Here is a 20,123-nt window from a genome sequence, read left to right on the forward strand (position 1 = left end):
TTTAGATGATCACCGATTCATCACGCTTCAAACCCTTTACCGCAGGTTCCTTGCTCCTGTTGTCCGTTGCGGCACAGGCGCAATACACCGAGACCGGTTTACTGGGTAACCCCGCCAGCTGGCGTTCGGCCGAGTTCCAGAGTGACTGGGGCCTGGACCGCATGAAGGCGAATGAGGCCTACGCCGCTGGGATCAGCGGCAGCGGGGTAAAAATCGGCGCGCTGGACTCCGGGTTCGATACCGATCACCCGGAAGCCTCCAAAGACCGCTTCCACCCGGTCACGGCCACCGGCACTTACGTCAATGGCAGCGCGTTCAGTACCACCGGCGCGCTCAACCCCAACAACGACTCCCACGGCACCCACGTCACCGGCACCATGGGCGCGGCGCGTGATGGCGTGGGCATGCATGGCGTGGCGTACAACGCGCAAGTCTATGTGGGCAACACCAACGCCAACGACAGCTTCCTGTTTGGCCCCACCCCGGACCCCAAATACTTCAAGGCGGTGTACACCGCGTTGGTGGATTCCGGCGTGCGCGCCGTCAATAACAGCTGGGGCAGCCAGCCGCCGGACGTCAGCTACCAGACCCTGGACGGCCTGCACGCCGCCTACGCCCAGCATTACAACCAGGGCACCTGGCTGGATGCGGCAGCGGATGTGGCCAAGGCCGGCGTGATCAATGTGTTCAGCGCCGGCAACAGTGGTTACGCGAATGCCAGCGTGCGTTCGGCGCTGCCGTACTTCCAGCCGGAACTGGAAGGCCACTGGCTGGCCGTGTCGGGCCTGGACAAGGCGAATAACCAGAAATACAACAAGTGCGGCATCGCCAAATACTGGTGTATTTCCACCCCGGGCGCGCTGATCAACAGCACCGTTCCCGGCGGCGGTTATGGGGTCAAGTCCGGCACGTCGATGTCGGCGCCGCACGCCACCGGCGCCTTGGCGCTGGTGATGGAACGCTACCCGTACTTGAACAATGAGCAGGCGTTGCAGGTGCTGTTGACCACCGCCACGCAACTCGACGGCTCAATTACCCAGTCACCCAATACCACTGTGGGCTGGGGCGTGCCGGACCTGGGCCGGGCGATGCACGGGCCGGGGCAATTGCTCGGTTCGATGAACGTCAACCTGGCGGCCGGGCAGGGCGATGTGTGGAGCAACGGCATCACCGACCAGGCGTTGCTCCAGCGCCAAGCCGAAGACCGCGCCGAGCACGCAGCCTGGCAGCAAACCCTGATCGACAAGGGCTGGCAAAACGGCGTGGGCGCAACTGCCAGCCAGCAGGACCAGACCGACTACGCGGTCGGCACCGCCCGTGATCAAGCCGCCGCGAACCGCGTATATGAAGGCAGCCTGATCAAATCCGGCGCCGGCAGTTTGCTGCTCAGCGGCGACAGCACCTACCGCGGCGCGACCAGCGTCAATGGCGGCCTGCTGGCGGTAAACGGCTCGCTGACCTCGGCCGTGACGGTGAACGACAGCGGCACCCTCGGCGGCTCCGGGCGCATCGGCGCCTTGGCGGTGAACAACGGCGGCACCGTGGCACCGGGCAATTCGGTCGGCACCTTGCAGGTGGCGGGCGATGTGAACCTGGGGGCGGGCTCCACCTATGCTGTGGAACTGACCCCGACCAGCAGCGACCGCATTGTCGCTGGTGGCAAAGCCGTACTGGGCGGCGGCACCGTCACCCTGGCGCTGGAAAACAGCCCGACATTGCTGAGCCAGAGCCAGGTGCAAAGCCTGATCGGCCGTCAGTACACCATCCTGCAGGCGGCGGGCGGCATCCAGGGGCAGTTTGGTCAAGTGCTGCCCAACTACCTGTTCCTTGGCGGCACCCTCGACTATGCGGCCAACGGCGTGCAACTGGACGTGGGGCGCAACGGAGCGACCTTTGCCAGCGTTGCCGCCAACCGTAACCAGCGCGCTGTCGCCGCCGCTGCCGAGCAACTAGGCGCGGGCAACCCGGTGTATGAAAGCCTGTTGCAGTCCGACTCCGTCGCAACCGCTCGGCAAGGCTTGCAGCAACTGTCCGGCGAGGTTTACCCGGCGATTGGCGCGATGCTGATCAACGACAGCCTGCAACTGCGTGATGCTGTGGGTGAGCGGCTGCGCCATGTACCGGTGAGCGGCGAAAGTAACCTGTGGCTCAAAGCGCTCGGGGCTTGGGGCAAGGCTGACAGCCGCAGCGAAACCGCGGGTTCGACCACCTCGATCGGTGGCTTGCTGGCTGGTGTGGACGGTGCGTTGGACGAGCAGACCCGCGTGGGTGTGGTCGCAGGCTACAGCGACAGCTCCTTGAGCCTGGGCAGTGGCACACACTCATCGGCGTCCATCGACAGTTACCACTTCGGTGCGTATGCCGGGCGTGAACTGGGTGACTGGCGCGTGAGCGTCGGCGGCGCCTACAGCTGGCATCGCGGTGATGTGAAGCGCGACCTGCAATACGGCGACGTCAGCGGCAAGCAAAAGACCAAGTTGGATGCGCGCACGGCGCAGTTGTTCACCGAGGCGGCGTACCGCATTCACCTGCAACCGCTGGCGCTGGAGCCGTTCGCCAACCTGGCGTACGTACACCTGGACAGTGACTCATTCCACGAAAAAGGCGACGCCGCGGCCCTTGAGCGTGGCAGTGACCGGCGTGATGCGGTGCTCAGCACTTTGGGCCTGCGCGCGTTGAAAACCTTGCCGTTGAATGACCATCAGCAGCTGGAACTGTCCGGTTCGCTGGGCTGGCAGCACAGCCTCACGGCGGTGGAATCCGAAGAACACTTGGCGTTTGTTGCCGGCGGGCCGTCATTTGCCGTGCGCAGTTCGCCGTTGCTACGTGATGCGGCGCTGGTGGGCGTGCAGGCCAGCCTGGCGTTGAGCCCGACCACACGGGTCAACCTGGATTACAACGGCCAGTTGGGTGGCCGCGAGAAAACCCAGGGCGTGGGGCTGAGCCTCAACTGGCAGTTCTAGAGAACACCGCAGGTCAAAAACGGTGGGAGCTGGCACGCCAGCGCCCGCATTAGATAGGCGGCGCTGAAGAAAAGTGATTCACATACCGGCAATAAGAAAACTAAGGAAGGTCACCGTGAACAAACGCAAGTCAGGGTTAATCACCGCCACTCACACCGGCCCGGGCTACCCGCTCAAGGCCTTGAGCTGCGTGCCATACGGCGCGTTGCTGTGCTGCCTGGCAAGCCTGGGAACCGCCCAGGCCGCACCCTATGTGGAAGCGGGCAAGCTGGGCGACGCGGCCAGTTGGCGCAGCAATGAATTCAAGGCCGACTGGGGCCTGGGCGCGGTGCATGCAGATGCCGCCTACGCCGCGGGCTACACCGGCAAGGGCGTCAAGCTGGGGATCTTCGACCAGCCGGTGTACGCGCAGCACCCGGAATTCGACAGCCCCGGCAAGGTGGTGACCATTGTCACCGAGGGCATTCGCCAATACACCGACCCCTACATTCCGGTGAAGGCGGGCGATGCGTTCCGTTATGACGGCACGCCCTCCAAGGACTCCAACGGCAAGCTGGGCAACCACGGCACCCACGTCGGCGGCATTGCCGCGGGTAACCGCGATGGTGGGCCGATGCATGGCGTGGCGTTCAATGCGCAAATCCTCAGCGCCGAAAACGGCGACCCGGGCCCGGAAGACGGGATCATCCTCGGCAACGATGGCGCGGTGTACAAGGCCGGTTGGGATGGGCTGGTCGCCAATGGCGCGCGCATCATCAACAACAGCTGGGGCATCGGCATCGGTGACCAGTACGCCAAGGGCGGCCGCGATCCGGCATTCCCCAACTTCACGGTCAATGAAGCGCAGGCGCAGTTCAACGTTATCCGGCCGATACTCGGCACGCTGGCCGGCGGTGCTTATCAAGGCGCAATCGACGCGGCCCGCAGCGGCGTGCTGACCATCTTTGCCGCCGGTAACGACTACAACCGCAACAACCCGGATGCGATGTCGGGCCTGGCCTACTTCGTGCCGGACATTGCGCCAAACTGGCTGTCGGTGGCGGCCTTGCAGCAGAACCCGGACACCGCCAGCGCTGATCCTTATGTGATCAGTACGTTCTCGTCGCGCTGCGGGTATGCGGCAAGCTTTTGCGTGTCGGCGCCGGGCACCAAGATCTTCAGCTCGATCATCAACGGCACCGACCTTTCAAACCTCACCACCGACTGGGCCAATAAAAATGGCACTTCCATGGCCGCGCCCCACGTGGCCGGCGCTGCGGCGGTGTTGATGGAGCGCTTCCCGTACATGAGCGGCGATCAGGTCTCCACCGTGCTGAAAACCACCGCCACCGACCTCGGCGCGCCGGGCATCGACGCGCTGTACGGCTGGGGCATGATCAACCTGGGCAAGGCGATCAACGGCCCGGGCATGTTCATCACCGGCGAAGATATCCCGGCCGAGTTTCGCATCGACGGCGCGTACGGCAGCGGGCAGTTCGTGGCGGATTTGCCAGGGATCGGCGCCGTGGTGGATGCCGGCAAACCGACCCAGCGTCTGTGCACCGACGTGCACTGCGGGCTGGACGTGTGGAGCAACAACATCTCCGGCCACGGCGGCCTGACCAAGCAGGGCATCGGCGCGCTGGTGCTGACCGGCAACAACACCTACAGCGGCCCGACCCTGGTCAATCAGGGCTTGCTGGCGATCAATGGCTCGGTCACCTCCGACGTCACCGTCAGCCAGAGCGGCGTGGTCGGTGGCTCGGGGCATATCGGCTCGCTGTCCGCCAAAAGCGGCGGCACCGTGGCGCCGGGTAATTCCATCGGCACCTTGAATGTGGCCGGCAATGTCACCTTCGACGCGGGCTCGACCTACGCGGTCGAGTTGTCGCCGACCAGCAGCGATCGCATCGTCGCCGGTGGCACGGCCACGCTCAATGGCGGCACCGTGACCCTGGCCCTGGAAAACAGCCCGACACTGCTGACAAACGCGCAGGCCCAGAGCCTGATCGGTCGCCAGTACACCATCCTGCAAGCCGCGGGTGGGGTTACCGGTAGCTTCGGTACGGTACTGCCCAACTACCTGTTTATCGGTGGCACGTTGAACTATGCCGCCAACGGTGTGCAGTTGGATGTGGCGCGTACCAACAGCTTCGCCAGTGTGGCCGTTACGCCCAACCAGCGTGCTGTCGCCGCGGCGGCAGACCAGTTGGGCGCCGGCAACGCAGTGTATGAAAGCTTGTTGCTGGCGCCGACTGCGGCCTCGGCGCAAGGCGCGTTCCAGCAACTGTCCGGCGAAATCTACCCGGCGTTGCAGAGCGCGCTGGTCAACGACAGCCGCTACGTGCGTGAAGCGGTGGGCGAGCGCCTGCGCAATGGCGAGATGGGCGCTACCAGCGAAACCCTCGACAGCCGTGGCAACGTGTGGGTCAAGGCCCTGGGCGCCTGGGGCAAAACCGACAGCCGCAGCGACACGGCGGGCTACACCACTTCGCTGGGCGGCATGCTCGTCGGCGTTGACGGTGCGTTGGACGAGGCGACCCGTATCGGTTTGGTCGCCGGTTACAGCGACACCTCGTTGAACATGGGCAACGACACCCACTCACGTGCCTCGGTCGACAGCTACCACTTTGGCGCCTATGCCGGGCATGAGATCGGTGCCTTGCGCCTGAGCGGGGGAGCGACCTACAGCTGGCATCGCGCCGATGTGAAGCGCGACCTGCAGTATGGCGATGTGGCCGGCAAGCAGAAAGTCAAAGTGGACGCGAGCAGCACGCAGGTGTTTGGCGAGGCGGCTTACCGCGTCAATCTGCAACCGCTGGCCCTGGAGCCGTTCGCCAACCTGGCTTACGTGCACCTGGACACCGATGGCTTTACCGAAAAAGGCGATGCCGCCGCGCTCAAAGGCCACGACGACCGCCGCGATGTGGTGTTGAGCACCTTGGGCATGCGTGCATTGAAGACCTTCAATGTGAACGATCACCAGCAACTGGAGGTGTCCGGCACCCTGGGCTGGCAGCACAACCTGAGCAGCACTGATTCCGAGCAGCACCTGGCGTTCGCGTCGGGCAGCCCGTCGTTCGCGGTGGAAAGTGCGCCGATGGTGCGCGATGCCGCGCTGGTGGGCGCGCGGGTGAGCCTGGCCTTGAGCAAAGAGGCGCGGGTGAACTTTGACTACAACGGCCTGCTGGCCAGCAAGGACAAAGTGCACGGGGTGGGCTTGAGCCTCGACTGGGCGTTCTAAAGGTTTCATCACCTTTGCATGCGGGCCAGGTGTCAGGTGGGAGCACGCCAGCTTCCACCTGACACCTGGCCCACCGCTGAAAAGTGTTTTCGCTTTCTCTACAAATCCAACAACAGAGAGGCACTACCATGGGTATCTTTGACTATAAAAACCTTGGCACCGAGGGTTCCAAAACGTTGTTCGCCGATGCCATGGCGATCACGTTGTATTCCTATCACAACCTGGATAACGGCTTTGCCGTGGGTTACCAGCACAACGGGTTAGGCTTGGGTTTACCGGCCACGCTGGTCGGTGCGCTGCTCGGCAGCACGGATTCCCAGGGCGTGATCCCTGGCATCCCGTGGAACCCGGATTCGGAAAAAGCCGCCCTGGAGGCGGTGCAGAAAGCCGGTTGGACACCGATCAGCGCCAGTGCCCTAGGCTACGCCGGCAAGGTCGATGCACGTGGCACCTTCTTTGGGGAAAAAGCCGGCTACACCACGGCCCAGGTCGAGGTACTCGGCAAATACGACGACGCCGGCAAGCTGCTCGAAATCGGCATCGGTTTTCGTGGCACCTCGGGGCCACGGGAAACCCTGATCAGCGACTCGATCGGCGACTTGATCGGCGACTTGATCAGCGATCTGCTCGCGGCCCTGGGGCCCAAGGATTACGCGAAAAACTACGCCGGCGAAGCCTTCGGCGGCTTGCTCAAGAATGTTGCCGACTACGCCGGTGCCCATGGCCTGACCGGCAAGGACGTGGTGGTCAGCGGCCACAGCCTGGGCGGGCTGGCGGTCAACAGCATGGCGGACTTGAGCAACAACAAATGGGCGGGGTTCTACAAGGACGCCAACTATGTCGCCTATGCCTCGCCGACCCAGAGTGCCGGCGACAAGGTGCTCAATATTGGTTACGAAAACGACCCGGTGTTCCGCGCGCTGGACGGCTCGTCCTTCAACCTGTCGTCGCTGGGCGTGCACGACAAACCCCACGAGTCCACCACCGATAACATCGTCAGCTTCAACGACCACTACGCCTCGACGCTGTGGAATGTGATGCCGTTTTCCATCGTCAACCTGCCCACCTGGGTCTCGCATTTGCCGACGGCCTACGGCGATGGCATGACGCGCATCCTCGAGTCCGGCTTCTACGACCAGATGACCCGTGACTCCACGGTAATTGTTGCCAACCTGTCCGACCCGGCGCGGGCCAATACCTGGGTGCAGGACCTCAACCGCAATGCGGAGCCGCACAAGGGCAATACGTTCATCATCGGCAGCGACGGCAACGACCTGATCCAGGGCGGCAAGGGGGCGGACTTTATCGAGGGTGGCAAAGGCAACGACACGATCCGCGACGACAGCGGGCACAACACCTTTTTGTTCAGCGGCCACTTTGGCAATGACCGGGTGATTGGCTACCAGCCCACCGACAAACTGGTGTTCAAGGACGTGGAAGGGAGCACCGACCTGCGTGACCACGCGAAAGTGGTCGGCGCCGATACGGTGCTCACGTTTGGTGCCGACTCGGTGACGCTGGTCGGCGTGGGGCATGGCGGGCTGTGGACGGATGGCGTAGTGATCGGCTGATCACTCACGCAACCGATCAGTGCCAGTGCTGCCCCCGCCAGCCACCGCCCCAATAGGGCCGGTGGGGGTAGCCATAGCCATAGCCGTAATAGTGATGCGGGTAGTAGTAAGGGCGTGGCGCATAGCCCCAATGCCCGTAATAGACCGGTGGAGGTGGTTGCACCACGATCACCCGCGGTGGCTGGCGAATGATGATGGTGTCGGCAAACGCTGGCGCGCAGGCCAAGGCCGCCAGGGTCAGGGGAATCAGCAAAAGAGCGCGTACCGTGCGGGACATGAGTGCCATGGCCGTCGTTCCTCCGTTGTGCCGCGTTTGAAAATAAAAGCGGCTTATCGGTTAAACGCCCAGGCGGGGAAAATCCTTCGGTAAATAAATCTTCATTGATCAGCGGCGCAGCCTTGCGACGGATTACGCGCGCCTCACGCGTTTAATCAGCACCTGCGAGATGTTTCGCGCGTCATATGAGGAGCTGAGCATGTCCCGACTTCGATTGCTGCTATGCGCCTTGGTACTGCTGGGGTTGGGCGGGTGTGCGGTGTACCCGGCCTATCCGGGCCCATGCTGCTACCGGCCGTACTACCACTCGTACTATTACCATCCCTACTATCACCCGTATTACCACCCGTACTATCGGTACTGAACCTGCAACAAAAAGCCCCGCATCTGCGGGGCTTTTTTATCAGTTTTCCTTGCGTACCGTCGCTACGTCATCGGCCTTGACGCGCACATGCTTGCCAGCGATGTCGGTGAACTCGTAGAAGCCGTCGGCCGTCTTGGTTTTAGGACTGTCCTTGGTCAAATACTGCGTACCATTTTGCAATGTCACCACGGTTTGCGTTGAGCAACCGGCCAATAGCAGAAAAGTGAGTGCAACCAGCGGCAGACCCAAATTCTTCATGTTCATAACCCTTACCTTTAACCCTGAAAAGTCCCGCAGCCTATGGGTGCGGGCCGTAAATGTTACGCCATCAACTGAGCTATCTGATCCTTTTTATTAGAAAAGTTGCGTGCGCCATTTATCTATTACCGATTGCAACAACGGGTTCGCGACGGCACTCTGTATGCATAACCAGTATTTGATCAGCGCTCGACATGGCCAACCCCCTCGAAAATCCCTTGTATTACCTGCATAACTTCCGCCAAGTCCTGCAGTGGCTGGTGCAGCGCTATGCGGATTTGCTTGATGCGGACGAACAGCATTTCATTCAGCAATTTGACAGGTTGCCGCAAGCGTCGCAGGCGCTGTTGGTGCGCATGGTCATGCGCAAGGGCGTGCATTTTCGCGCAAGCAAGCTCAATTACCTTGAGATTGGTTGCACACGCTCGGCCGCCCTGGCGTTGATTGAGCAGGGTTGGGTCGATGATCAAGGCGCGCTGTGCGTTGAAGAGCTGTTCGCCGTGCTGCAAAAAGGCGAAGTCCTCGCTGCCTTCAAACCCTGGATTGATCAACCCAAAGCCAAGAAAACCGACTGGCTGGCATCACTGACGCAGCATTTTACGCAGCAGCGCAGCTTTGCCCAGTGGTGCCCGGACCTGAGCGATGCACTGTACAGCCTCACCGTGATGGACCTGTGCGACCGCTTGCGTCTGATGTTCTTTGGCAATCTGCACCAGGACTGGTCAGAGTTCGTGCTGGCCGACCTTGGCATCTACACCTACGAAAAAGTCGAGTTCTGCGCCGAGTCCCGCGGCCTGCGCACCCGTGACGACGTCGTCGGTTTTCTATTTCTGCATCAATGCCAGCAGGCCTTTGAAGCGGGTGAGGCACTGGACGGCGTACTCGCGCAAATCGCTACGCTGTGCACCGACAACCCGTGGCTGGAAAAGCGTCGCGCCAAGCTGTTGTTCCAGATCGGCCAGTACTGCGAACGCAGCGCCGAACTCGACCTGGCGCAACGCATTTACCGCCAATGCGCCTATCCCGGCGCCCGGTCACGCCTGATTCGCGTGCTGGAGCGCCAGGAGGATTACCCGCAAGCCATGGCCCTGGCGTGCGCCGCGCAACAGGCTGCGGAAAGCGCCGCCGAACAGCAACACCTGCTGCGCGTGCTGCCACGCCTGCGCCGCAAGCTGGGGGAGCCGGCGCTGCCCAAGGCCAAGCCGCGGCCCGTCACGCGTCTGGACCTGGCGCTGGAGGTGCCGCAGCCGCTGATGTCGGTGGAGTACTGCGTGCAGGCGCACCTCAGCGAGCCCGATGCACCGGTGCATTACGTCGAGAATGGCCTGATCAACTCCCTGTTCGGCCTGTTGTGCTGGGAGGCGATTTTTGCACCATTACCCGGCTCGTTTTTCCACCCGTTCCAGCGCGGGCCGGTGGACTTGCACAGTGAAGATTTCCATCAGCGCCGCGCGCCGTTGTTCGCGGCGTGTTTCGAGCAGCTTGGCGATGAGCGTTACAAGGCCACCATCCGCCAGCGTTACGTCGACAAATGGGGCATCCAGTCGCCCTTCGTGTTCTGGAACCTGCTCAGCGAAGACCTGCTGCAACAAGCACTGGACTGCTTGCCCGCCGAACACCTGCGCTACTGGTTTGAACGCCTGCTGCTGGACATCCGCGCCAACCGTGCCGGCATGCCGGACCTGATCCAGTTCTGGCCCGCCCAGAAGACTTACCGCATGATCGAGGTCAAGGGCCCCGGCGACCGCCTGCAGGATAACCAGCTGCGCTGGCTGGAGTTCTGTGGCGAGTATCAGATGCCGGTGACTGTCTGTTATGTGCGCTGGGCGCAGTCGGCTTGAGCTACAGCGTCGCGGTGCGCGCGCTGTGTGAATTCACGGCCAAGGTCGGCGACCTCGACCTGCGCTTCACGCCGTCGCCCAGCGCCCAGGAAGGTATCGTCGGCCACCGCACCGTGGCGTCTCGGCGCAGCGCGCACTACCAGAACGAAGTCGCGCTGGAAGGCGAATACCAACAGCTCAAAGTACGGGGCAGGGCGGACGGCTACGACCCGGACAGCAATCGCCTGGAAGAAGTGAAAACCTATCGCGGCGACCTCGACGCCCAGCCCGCCAACCACCGTCAATTGCATTGGGCGCAGGTCAAGGTGTACGGCTGGTTGATGTGCCAGAAGCTTGGCCTTGGTGAAATCGACCTGGCACTGGTGTACTTCGACATCGTCGGCGAGGGCGAGACCCTGTTCAACCAGCGCTTTGCAGCGGCCGACCTCGAACTGTTCTTCAACCAGCAGTGCGCGTTGTTCCTGGGCTGGGCCCAACAGGAAATGCAGCACCGCGACGCGCGCAACAGCGCCGCCCAGCGCCTGGCGTTCCCCCACGCTGACTTTCGCCCCGGCCAGCGCGCCCTGGCGGAATCGGTCTACAAAGCCGTGAGTACCGGCCGTTGCCTGATGGCGCAGGCGCCCACTGGCATCGGTAAAACCGTCGGCACGATCTTTCCGCTGCTCAAGGCCCTGGCGCCGCAGCAGGTGGACAAGGTGTTCTTCCTCACCGCCAAGACGCCGGGCCGCAAGCTGGCCCTGGACGCCGCCCAAGTCCTCTACGACAGCAGCCCCGATTTGCCGCTGCGCGTGCTCGAACTGGTGGCCCGGGACAAGGCCTGCGAACACCTGGACAAAGCCTGCCATGGCGATTCCTGCCCCTTGGCCAAAGGCTTTTACGATCGCCTGCCGGCCGCGCGCACGGCCGCGTCCAAGGTGCGCCTGCTGGATCAGCGCAACCTGCGCGACGTGGCGCTGGCTCATGATGTTTGCCCGTATTACCTGAGCCAGGAAATGGCGCGCTGGACCGACCTGGTGGTGGCTGACTACAACTACTATTTCGACTTTGGCGCCATGCTGTTCGGCCTGGCCCAGTTGAACCAATGGCGCGCCGCCGTGCTGGTGGACGAAGCCCACAACCTGGTAGAGCGTGCGCGTTCGATGTACAGCGCCAGCCTCGACCAATACAGCCTCAAGACCCTGCGCGACAGTGCACCCGAGCCGCTGAAGAAACCCTTGCAACGCCTGAATCGCGAATGGAACGCCCTGCATAAGGACCAGCTCGCGCCATACCAGGCCTACGCCACCAAACCCGAAAAACTGCTGCAGGCGCTGAGCCTCTGCGCCAGCGCCATGGGCGACTACTTCAACGATCACCCCGAAGCCCTCAGCGGCGAGCTGCAGGCGTTTTATTTCGAAGCGCTGCAATTTGCCAAAGTCGCCGAACTGTTCAACGAACACTTCATCTTTGATATCAGCAAACGTCAGTTCGGTGGCAAGCGCAGTGCTTCAACCCTGTGCCTGCGCAATGTGGTGCCGGCCGAATTCATTCGGCCCAGGCTGACCGCCGCGCGCAGCAGCGTGTTGTTTTCCGCGACCCTGAGCCCACGCCACTATTACGCCGACCTGCTCGGCCTGCCGGCCGATACTGCGTGGATCGACGTGGAATCGCCGTTCAAGGCCGAGCAATTGCAGGTGCGTATCGTCGATGCGATCTCCACGCGGTTTGTGCACCGCCAAGCCTCGCTGGCACCGATCGTGGAGCTCATCGCCGGGCAATTCGCGCAACGGCCCGGCAACTACTTGGCGTTTTTCTCAAGCTTCGATTACCTGCAACAGGTGGCGCAGTTAATGGCCGAGCGCCACCCGCAGGTGGCGTTGTGGTTGCAGTCACGCGGCATGGCCGAGGCCGAACGGCGGGGTTTTCTCAACCAGTTTACCCAGCACAGCCAGGGCATCGGCTTTGCCGTGCTGGGCGGTGCGTTTGGCGAAGGCATTGATTTGCCCGGCGCACGCTTGATTGGCGCCTTCATCGCCACCTTGGGTTTGCCGCAACTGAACCCGATCAACGAACAGATGAAAGCGCGCATGGCGTCGATTTTCGGCTCCGGTTACGACTACACCTACCTGTACCCCGGCATTCAGAAAGTGGTGCAGGCGGCGGGGCGCGTGATTCGCAGCCAGCAGGATGAGGGCGTGGTGATGTTGATTGACGACCGCTTTGGCGAAGCGCGGGTTCGCCAATTATTGCCGCGCTGGTGGGCGCCCGTCACTCAAGCGTGATGCCGCTCAGTTGTTCGCTCAGCGCCTAGCGTTTTTCGGCTTGCTGCGGATCGATGCCCAGGGGTGAATGCCGCTGCGCGGGGTGTGATCTTCGGTGGGTGTGGCGACTTCACAGTCCTCGCAATACAGGCCGCCCATTCCTTCAAGTTGCGGGCTGACGCCACACCACACCAGCGTGGTGGCGCCTTGTGCGGGGCTTTTGTAATGGCTGGCCGCGCGCGCAGTGCCGTGTTCATCCAGCGCGCCGACGAACGCCAAGTCCTTTTTGTCCAGATGCCGAACCAGGTCAGTAAGGATTTCGCCGGGGTGCACCGATTCAACGCCTTGTATGCCGTGCAGATTGCGCTGCGCCTTTTGCGCGTCACGCGCAGTGACGATCACCCGTGCTCCGGCACTTGCAAGTGCGCGAGTGGCCTCCAGGCCAATTCCGGAGTAACCGCCGGTGACGATGGCGGTCATACCGCGCAAGTTTTTAGCGGCCAACGCTTGCAGCGCGGTGGTACTGGCACCAAAACCACTGTTGAGGGGGGCTTGTTTGTGCGTCATAGCCGTTCTCCATTTGGGGTAGGGCTATGTTCTTCTTCGGCGGTCGGACGCGGAATGCCCTAAAGTCTGTGTTTCTATCGCGATCGTCCGGAGATTTTTCTTGTGGATACTCTCTCCGAGGTATTGGCCCGCTTGAAAAGCCACCGCACGTTGTTCGCGGGCTTGAAGGCCGGCGGCACGTGGGCGGTGAATTTTCCGGCGCCGCATGGCATCAAGTTCAATGCCGTGGTGGCGGGCAACTGTTGGCTGGAAGTGGAGGGCGAGCCGGTGCCCATCGCTTTGAGCGAGGGCGATTGTTTTTTACTGACACACAACCGTCCGTGGAGATTGTCCAGCAACCTTGCACGGGAGGGCGTTGACGCGCGCGACGTTTACCGCGGGGCGGTGGGCGGCATCGCCCGCGTGGGCGACGCGCAGGATTTGTTTCTGATTGGCGGGCTGTTCACCTACGGCGATGATGCGCGTTTGTTGCTCGATGGGTTGCCGCCAGTGGTGCGTATCAGCGCCAGGTCCGAACAGGCCGGCGTATTGCGCTGGTGCCTGGAGCGGCTGGCCCTGGAATATGCCGGGCCAAGACTCGGCGCGGCATTGATGACCGAGCATTTGGCGCAAATGATGCTGGTGCAAATCCTGCGCCTCTATCAATCTTCCCTGGGTGCCAGCACTCAAGGCTGGTTGGCGGCATTGACCGACCCTCGGCTGGCACCGGTACTTGCGCAAGTGCACGCCGAACCGGCGCGGCGTTGGACCTTGAGCGACATGGCCGGCATCGCCAATCAGTCCCGTTCGACGTTTGCCTCGCGCTTCAAGCAGCAGGTCGGAATGGCCCCTCAGGAGTACCTGACCCGCTGGCGCATGCACTTGGCGATAAAGGCCTTGAACACCTCCGGCAGCAGTGTGTCCAGCATCGGCCAGGCGTTGGGGTACCAGTCGGACAGCGCCTTCAGCAGCGTATTCAAACGTCAGATGAAGTGCACACCACGCGAATACCGCGAGCGCTCCCTCCATAACCTTCACACCATCGATCACAAGGAAGCCAGTGATGAGCGATATCCAGCATGACAAGGTTCAGGTCAACGGTATTGAGTTGAGCGTCCATATCGCCGGGCCCGAGCACGGCCAGCCGATCTGGCTGCTGCACGGGTTTCCGGAGTGCTGGCACTCCTGGCGCGAGCAGATTCGCGCGCTGGCCGGCGCCGGGTATCGGGTGTTCGCGCCCGACATGCGCGGCTACGGCGAATCGAGTTCGCCTGCCGAGGTCGCCGATTACGAGTTACTGACCTTGTGTGCCGATATTCAGCAGGCCATGGACCATTTCGGCCATCAACAGGTGGTGATGGTCGGCCACGACTGGGGCGCCGTGGTGGCCTGGCATCTGGCGTTACTGGAGCCTGCGCGGGTCGCCCGCTTGATCACGATGTCCGTACCGTTTGCCGGACGTGCGCGGCGCCCGGTGATCGAGATCATGCGCGAGCTGTACGCCGATCGCTTCAACTACATCCTGTATTTCCAGGCACCGGGCGTAGCCGAGCGGGAACTGGATGCTGACATCGAACGCACGTTGCGGCTGTTCATGCAGGATCAAGACGTGTTCCTGCAGAAAAAGCCAGCCAACGCCACCTTGTTCGATGGCGTCTCGGCCCCCGGCGCATTGCCGACGTGGTGTACTCAAGCGGACTTGGACGTTTACGTGCAAACCTTCAGCAAGCGCGGTTTTCGTGGCCCGCTGAACTGGTATCGCAACTTTGAGCGCAACTGGCAGCGCACCGAGTTCCTCGCCGGCCAGCCCGTGCTGCAACCCACATTATTCCTGATTGGCGACCGTGATCCGGTCGGCGTGTTTGAAGCCCACACCCTCAAGCGCATGCCCGACGCAGTGCCCAACCTGCACCAGCAGGTGTTGGCCAACTGCGGTCACTGGATCCAGAACGAACAGGCCGAGCGGGTCAACGCGTTGATGCTCGCGTTTCTAGGGAGAACCTGAAGGTCGCCCCATGGCCTGGGCGCTCCACCAGTTGGATGCTGCGCCCGTGCAATTGCAGGATACGGTGCACGATGCGCAGGCCCAGGCCGCCATCGCGGCGTGCGCCGCCGATGGTGAACGCGCGCAGGAACAAGCCTTCGCGCAGCTGCGCGTCGATGCCCGGGCCGCTGTCGCTGACGGTCACCGCCACACAAGTAGCCTCGGGTGCCAGGATCACTTCGACTTCACCGTTTACCGGCGTGTGCCGCAAGGCGTTGTCGAGCAGGTTGGTCAGCACACGTTCGATCAGGCCCAGGTCGGCCAGCACCGTTGGCACCTGTGGCGGCAGCGTGGCGGTGAGGGTAATGGAGCGGGCTTCGGCGGTGAGTGCGAATTTCTGGAAGATGTCTTGCACCAGGTCCGGCAGGGAAAAGCCTTCGATCACCGGCTGCACAAAACCATGTTCCAGGCGCACCAGCTCCAGCAGTGACTGGGCCAACCCGCCCACCTTGCGGCTTTGGTCGAGGGCGATGCCCAGGTAGCGGCGGCGCTCGTCGGGGCTGAGGCTGGCGTCCTTGAGGGACAGGGTTTCCAGATAGCCGTGCAGCGACGCCAACGGCGTGCGCAGGTCATGGGAGATGTTTGCGACCATTTCCCGGCGCTCCTGGTCCTGATGGGTGATGGCGCGCCATTGTTCGCCCAGGCGGTTTTCCATTTGCACGAAGGCATGGTCGAGTACTGCGATTTCATCGCCGCTGTCGAGTTCGGGGGTGTTGATTTGCGCAGGTTTAGGGGCGCCGTTGATGTCGAACCGGCCCACCTTGTCGGTGAGTTGGCGCAGCGGTCGGGTGATCCAGGCGAAGGCGATCAAGCCGGCCAACAGGCAGAGCAGGGCGACCAGGCCGATGGACCACAAGGCAATCTTCAACGCCATGCCGGTCGCGTCTTTGGCGTCGTACACATCATGGGCCTCGCCCAGCAGCACCACGTACAGAAAGCCGGTTTGCTGGCCGTTGGCCTTGAGCGGCGCCGCGCTGAATACCTTGCGCCCATCGACGCTGCGCGGGTCATCGCCGAGGATCGGCAGCATCGCGCCGCTGAGGAATCGGCGCACCGGTGCGAGGTCGACCTTGTCGCGCAGCAAATGCCCGCTGGGCGCGGCATTCCCGACCACACGCCCGTCATTATCGAGCAAGTACACCTCGACACTCGGGTTGACCAGCATCAACTGGCTGAACAGATTGCGCACCGCCTCGGGCTTGAGGCCGTCGGCGTCCATCAGTTGAGTGTCGCGGGCAATATGCGCCGCCAGGTCGCGCGACAGGCCTTGCACCACTTCCAGTTCATGCATGCGGTTGGAGCGCACCTGCAGCCATGCCGAGGTGCCGCTGCAAATCACCAGCAGCACGGCGAACACCACCGACAGGCGCTGGGTCAGGGTCAGTTTCATGACGCACTCTCGGCAAACTTGTAGCCCCGGCCCCACACCGTGAGGATGAGCACCGGGTTGGCCGGGTCGGTTTCGACTTTGGCGCGCAGGCGGTTGATGTGCGTGTTCACGGTGTGTTCATAGCCTTCGTGGCTGTAGCCCCACACCGCGTTGAGCAGGTCCATGCGCGAAAACACCTTGCCCGGCTGGCGGGCGAAGAAATACAGCAGGTCGAACTCGCGCGGCGTGAGGTCCAGGCGCTGGCCTTGCAGGGTCGCATCGCGGGTCAGCGGGTTGATGAACAGCTGGCCGAGGTCGAGGCTGCCGGCGTCCATCTTCAAGTTGCGCGCCATCGCATCCACGCGGCGCAGCAGCGCCTTGACCCGCGCGACCAGCTCGGGCATCGAAAACGGCTTGGCCAGGTAGTCGTCGGCGCCCAACTCCAGCCCCAGGATGCGGTGCAACTCGCTGGAACGCGCGCTGGTGATGATGATCGGGGTATAGCGCGTCATGGCGCGGGCACGCCGGCAGATTTCCAGGCCGTCGACGCCGGGCAGCATCAAGTCAAGGATCAACGCATCCCAGCCGCCTTGTTCGAGCAGGCGCAAACCTTCGTTGCCATCGGCGCTGTGCACCACCTCAAACTGCTCGTCGCGCAGGTGCAGGCAGATCAAGTCGGCGATATGGGCATCGTCCTCGACCACCAGGACACGTTTGGGCTGATCCATGCTGAAAACCTTCGCTTGTAGTTCGCGCATTGTGCGGGTTTTGCAACAGTGTAGTTATCACGAATTGTTTAACTCTGCGTGAGGATTTCGCGACCGCCCATGGCCCAGGATCACCTCAATGCAAAGGCGCCGGTTAGGACACGACAAGCTTTTACGGCGAGCCAGATCCCCGTGGCGAGCGGGCTTGCCCCGCGTCGGGCTACGCAGCGGCCCCCAAAAAACCGGGAGCGCTACGCACGCCAACGCGGCGCAAGCCCGCTCGCCACACCAACCCTGCAGCCACACGATCAGCGCCAGCCATCAATGAGGAAAATCCCATGTATTCACGCCGACAAATACTCCTCGCCAGCGGCGGCCTGGGTGTCGCCGTCCTGGCCGGCGGCCTGCTCAAACAGCTCAACCTGGTCACCGACGCCGAAGCCGCCGAAACCTTCGAGGTCAACCACACCGAGGCTCAGTGGCGCAGCCTGCTCAGCGCCGAGCAATTCGACATTCTGCGCGAGGAGGGCACCGAACGGCCTTACACCAGCCCGCTCAACGACGAGCACCGCACGGGCACTTTCGCCTGCGCCGGCTGCGCGCTGCCGCTGTTCTCCTCGGCCACCAAATTCGACAGCCACACCGGCTGGCCAAGCTTCTGGCAGCCACTGGACAACGCGGTCGCCAGCCACGTCGACACCTCCTTCGGCGTGGTGCGCAAGGAAATTCACTGCCGCCGCTGCGGTGGCCACCAAGGGCACGTATTCGACGATGGCCCTGCACCCACCGGCCTGCGCTATTGCATGAATGGCGCGGCCATGACGTTCACGGCGGCTTAAGCCGATGATTATCAATACTTATAAGGGACGAACCCATGTGGCTTCTGGTTCTCGCGTATCTGGGCGGCGTGCTGACCATTGTCAGTCCGTGCATCCTGCCTGTTCTGCCTTTTGTCTTCGCTCGCACCGGGCAGCCGTTTATGCGCAGTGGCTTGCCGCTGTTAGCGGGGATGGCGGTGACGTTCGCCCTGGTGGCCTCGCTGGCGGCAGTGGGCGGCGGCTGGGTGGTGCAAGTCAATCAATACGGGCGCTGGCTCGCGTTGCTGTGCGTTGCCCTGTTCGGACTCACGCTGTTGCTGCCGCAACTGTCGGAACGCCTGACGCGGCCACTGGTAGCCGCCGGCAGTCGCCTGTCCGAAGCCGCTGGGGCCGACACCAAACCGCGTCCGGGCGCCTCGTTCCTGATCGGCGTGGCCACCGGTTTGCTCTGGGCACCCTGCGCCGGGCCCATCCTCGGGTTGGTACTGACCGGCGCGGCGCTGCAGGGCGCCAGCATCGGCACTACCTTGCTGTTGCTGGCCTACGCCGCCGGTGCTGCGACGTCACTGGCGCTGGCGCTGCTGGTCGGCGGTAAAGTCTTTGGCTTGATGAAAAAGTCACTCGGCGCCGGCGAATGGTTGCGCCGCGGTCTGGGCGCGCTGATGTTGGCCGGGGTGGCCGCCATCGCGCTGGGCCTGGACACCGGCGTGCTGTCGCGTTTGTCGACAGCCTCCACCGGCGGCCTGGAACAACGCCTGGTGGACACGCTCAGCGCCAAGCCCGAACAGAAGAGCGGCGCGATGATGGCTGGCGGAGCCATGATGGCGGCGGCCAACCACAGCGATTCGCTGCCCATCGAAGGCGCGTTGCCGGCGCTGGACGGCGCGGTGCAATGGCTCAACAGCCCGCCACTGAGCGCCGAAGCGCTCAAAGGCAAAGTGGTGCTGGTGGATTTCTGGACTTACTCCTGCATCAACTGCCTGCGCAGCTTGCCCTACGTCAAAGCCTGGGCTGCGAAATACCACGACCAGGGCCTGGTGGTGATTGGCGTGCACGCCCCGGAATTCGCCTTTGAACGCGACGTGAGCAACGTCGCCAAGGCCATGAAGGATCTGGGCATCACCTACCCGGTGGCGATCGACAACAACTATAAAATCTGGCGCGCCTTCAACAACCAGTACTGGCCGGCGCACTACTTTGCCGATGCCAAGGGCCAGATTCGCTATCACCACTTTGGCGAAGGCGATTACGCCGAGTCCGAACGCGTCATTCAGCAATTGCTGCGTGAGGCCGGCGCGACCAATGTCGCCGGTGGCTTGATCGAAGCCGACGCCAAGGGCGTGCAGCAAGCGCCGGACATGAACGAGGTGCAATCGCCGGAAACCTACCTGGGCTTCCAGCGGGCGGAAAACTTCGTGACCACCGGCACCTTGGGCACCGACACAGTGGTGAATTACCCGGCAGCCGGCACCCTGGCGCTGAACAACTGGACCCTGGAAGGCCCATGGAATGTCGGCGGCCAGCAAGCCACCCTCGACCAGGCTGGCGGGCGCATCGTCTACCGCTTCCATGCCCGTGACCTGCACCTGGTGCTGGGCCCGGGTGCCGATGGCAAGCCGGTGCGTTTCAAGGTGACGATTGACGGCCAAGCGCCGGGCGATGCCCACGGCACGGATGTGGCGCTCGATGGCAGCGGCACGGTGACCGAGCAACGCCTTTATCAGCTAGTACGCCAGCCCGGCGCCGTTCAGGACCGCACCTTCAGCATCGAATTTCTCGACCCGCACGTGGCGGCATATGCCTTCACCTTCGGCTGACCCATCAATCTTCAAGTGAAAACCCAATCAATGTGGGAGCAGGCAAGCCAGCTCCCACACTCGACCGCGCTCTGGAGTGAGTTTT

Annotated in this window: 15 protein-coding genes; 10 read left to right on the top strand and 5 right to left on the bottom strand. The window is 62.8% G+C overall.

The features are described from left to right. The first annotated feature begins 5 nt into the window (after positions 1 to 5). From AB5I78_RS14015 to AB5I78_RS14025, 3 genes are all read left to right on the top strand, one after another. Entirely contained in the window at positions 6 to 2,963 is a 2,958-nt protein-coding gene (locus AB5I78_RS14015) for an autotransporter domain-containing protein (RefSeq protein WP_369302220.1), read from the top strand. A 115-nt stretch (positions 2,964 to 3,078) separates the two neighbouring features. Further along, the gene (locus AB5I78_RS14020) at positions 3,079 to 6,186 is read left to right on the top strand and encodes an autotransporter domain-containing protein (protein WP_369302219.1); all 3,108 of its coding nucleotides are present in this window, start codon (positions 3,079 to 3,081) and stop codon (positions 6,184 to 6,186) included. 128 nt (positions 6,187 to 6,314) lie between these two features. Next, positions 6,315 to 7,757 (top strand): lipase, encoded by a 1,443-nt coding sequence (locus tag AB5I78_RS14025; RefSeq protein ID WP_369302218.1) that lies wholly within the window; start codon positions 6,315 to 6,317, stop codon positions 7,755 to 7,757. 16 nt (positions 7,758 to 7,773) lie between these two features. Here the strand turns inward: AB5I78_RS14025 and AB5I78_RS14030 are convergent, their stop codons facing one another. Beyond that, a complete protein-coding gene (locus AB5I78_RS14030; protein ID WP_262209443.1) occupies positions 7,774 to 8,043 on the bottom strand; it encodes a hypothetical protein in 270 nt (89 codons plus the stop codon). A gap of 190 nt (positions 8,044 to 8,233) precedes the next feature. Here AB5I78_RS14030 and AB5I78_RS14035 point away from each other — a divergent pair, with 190 nt between their 5' ends. Continuing rightward, the gene (locus AB5I78_RS14035; protein ID WP_164487936.1) at positions 8,234 to 8,398 is read left to right on the top strand and encodes a hypothetical protein; all 165 of its coding nucleotides are present in this window, start codon (positions 8,234 to 8,236) and stop codon (positions 8,396 to 8,398) included. Between the two features lie 39 nt (positions 8,399 to 8,437). On the opposite strand, the gene AB5I78_RS14040 is transcribed toward AB5I78_RS14035, so the two are convergent. Continuing rightward, entirely contained in the window at positions 8,438 to 8,662 is a 225-nt protein-coding gene (locus AB5I78_RS14040) for a YgdI/YgdR family lipoprotein (protein ID WP_145160571.1), read from the bottom strand. 188 nt (positions 8,663 to 8,850) lie between these two features. Here AB5I78_RS14040 and AB5I78_RS14045 point away from each other — a divergent pair, with 188 nt between their 5' ends. Beyond that, complete coding sequence (locus AB5I78_RS14045; protein ID WP_369302217.1) at positions 8,851 to 10,497, top strand: VRR-NUC domain-containing protein; 1,647 nt, start codon at positions 8,851 to 8,853, stop codon at positions 10,495 to 10,497. Continuing rightward, positions 10,494 to 12,758 (top strand): ATP-dependent DNA helicase, encoded by a 2,265-nt coding sequence (locus AB5I78_RS14050; RefSeq protein ID WP_369302216.1) that lies wholly within the window; start codon positions 10,494 to 10,496, stop codon positions 12,756 to 12,758. Before AB5I78_RS14045 ends, AB5I78_RS14050 begins: the two co-directional genes overlap by 4 nt. An 18-nt stretch (positions 12,759 to 12,776) precedes the next feature. Here the strand turns inward: AB5I78_RS14050 and AB5I78_RS14055 are convergent, their stop codons facing one another. Beyond that, positions 12,777 to 13,304 (bottom strand): SDR family NAD(P)-dependent oxidoreductase, encoded by a 528-nt coding sequence (locus tag AB5I78_RS14055; RefSeq protein WP_369302215.1) that lies wholly within the window; start codon positions 13,302 to 13,304, stop codon positions 12,777 to 12,779. Positions 13,305 to 13,406: 102 nt separating this feature from the next. On the opposite strand from AB5I78_RS14055, the gene AB5I78_RS14060 reads away from it, so the two are divergent. After that, on the top strand, positions 13,407 to 14,366 hold the full coding sequence (locus tag AB5I78_RS14060; protein WP_369302214.1) for an AraC family transcriptional regulator: 960 nt from the start codon (positions 13,407 to 13,409) through the stop codon (positions 14,364 to 14,366). After that, entirely contained in the window at positions 14,347 to 15,288 is a 942-nt protein-coding gene (locus tag AB5I78_RS14065) for an alpha/beta fold hydrolase (RefSeq protein WP_369302213.1), read from the top strand. Before AB5I78_RS14060 ends, AB5I78_RS14065 begins: the two co-directional genes overlap by 20 nt. Here the strand turns inward: AB5I78_RS14065 and AB5I78_RS14070 are convergent. Further along, on the bottom strand, positions 15,251 to 16,717 hold the full coding sequence (locus AB5I78_RS14070) for a sensor histidine kinase (RefSeq protein ID WP_369302212.1): 1,467 nt from the start codon (positions 16,715 to 16,717) through the stop codon (positions 15,251 to 15,253). The genes AB5I78_RS14065 and AB5I78_RS14070 overlap by 38 nt on opposite strands. After that, the gene (locus tag AB5I78_RS14075; RefSeq protein WP_369302211.1) at positions 16,714 to 17,424 is read right to left on the bottom strand and encodes a response regulator transcription factor; all 711 of its coding nucleotides are present in this window, start codon (positions 17,422 to 17,424) and stop codon (positions 16,714 to 16,716) included. Before AB5I78_RS14075 ends, AB5I78_RS14070 begins: the two co-directional genes overlap by 4 nt. Positions 17,425 to 17,741: 317 nt before the next feature. Between AB5I78_RS14075 and msrB the strand changes: the two genes are divergently transcribed. Together msrB and AB5I78_RS14085 are read left to right on the top strand one after the other, a co-directional pair. Further along, on the top strand, positions 17,742 to 18,242 hold the full coding sequence (gene msrB / locus AB5I78_RS14080; RefSeq protein WP_369302210.1) for a peptide-methionine (R)-S-oxide reductase MsrB: 501 nt from the start codon (positions 17,742 to 17,744) through the stop codon (positions 18,240 to 18,242). A gap of 35 nt (positions 18,243 to 18,277) precedes the next feature. Next, positions 18,278 to 20,038 carry a cytochrome c biogenesis protein DipZ gene (locus AB5I78_RS14085; protein WP_369302209.1) on the top strand — a complete coding sequence of 587 codons (1,761 nt, stop codon included), beginning with the start codon at positions 18,278 to 18,280 and terminating at the stop codon, positions 20,036 to 20,038. The last annotated feature ends 85 nt before the right edge of the window (positions 20,039 to 20,123 follow it).

The sequence above is a fragment of the Pseudomonas sp. N2-3-1-14 genome (assembly GCF_041228395.1).
Taxonomy (GTDB): domain Bacteria; phylum Pseudomonadota; class Gammaproteobacteria; order Pseudomonadales; family Pseudomonadaceae; genus Aquipseudomonas.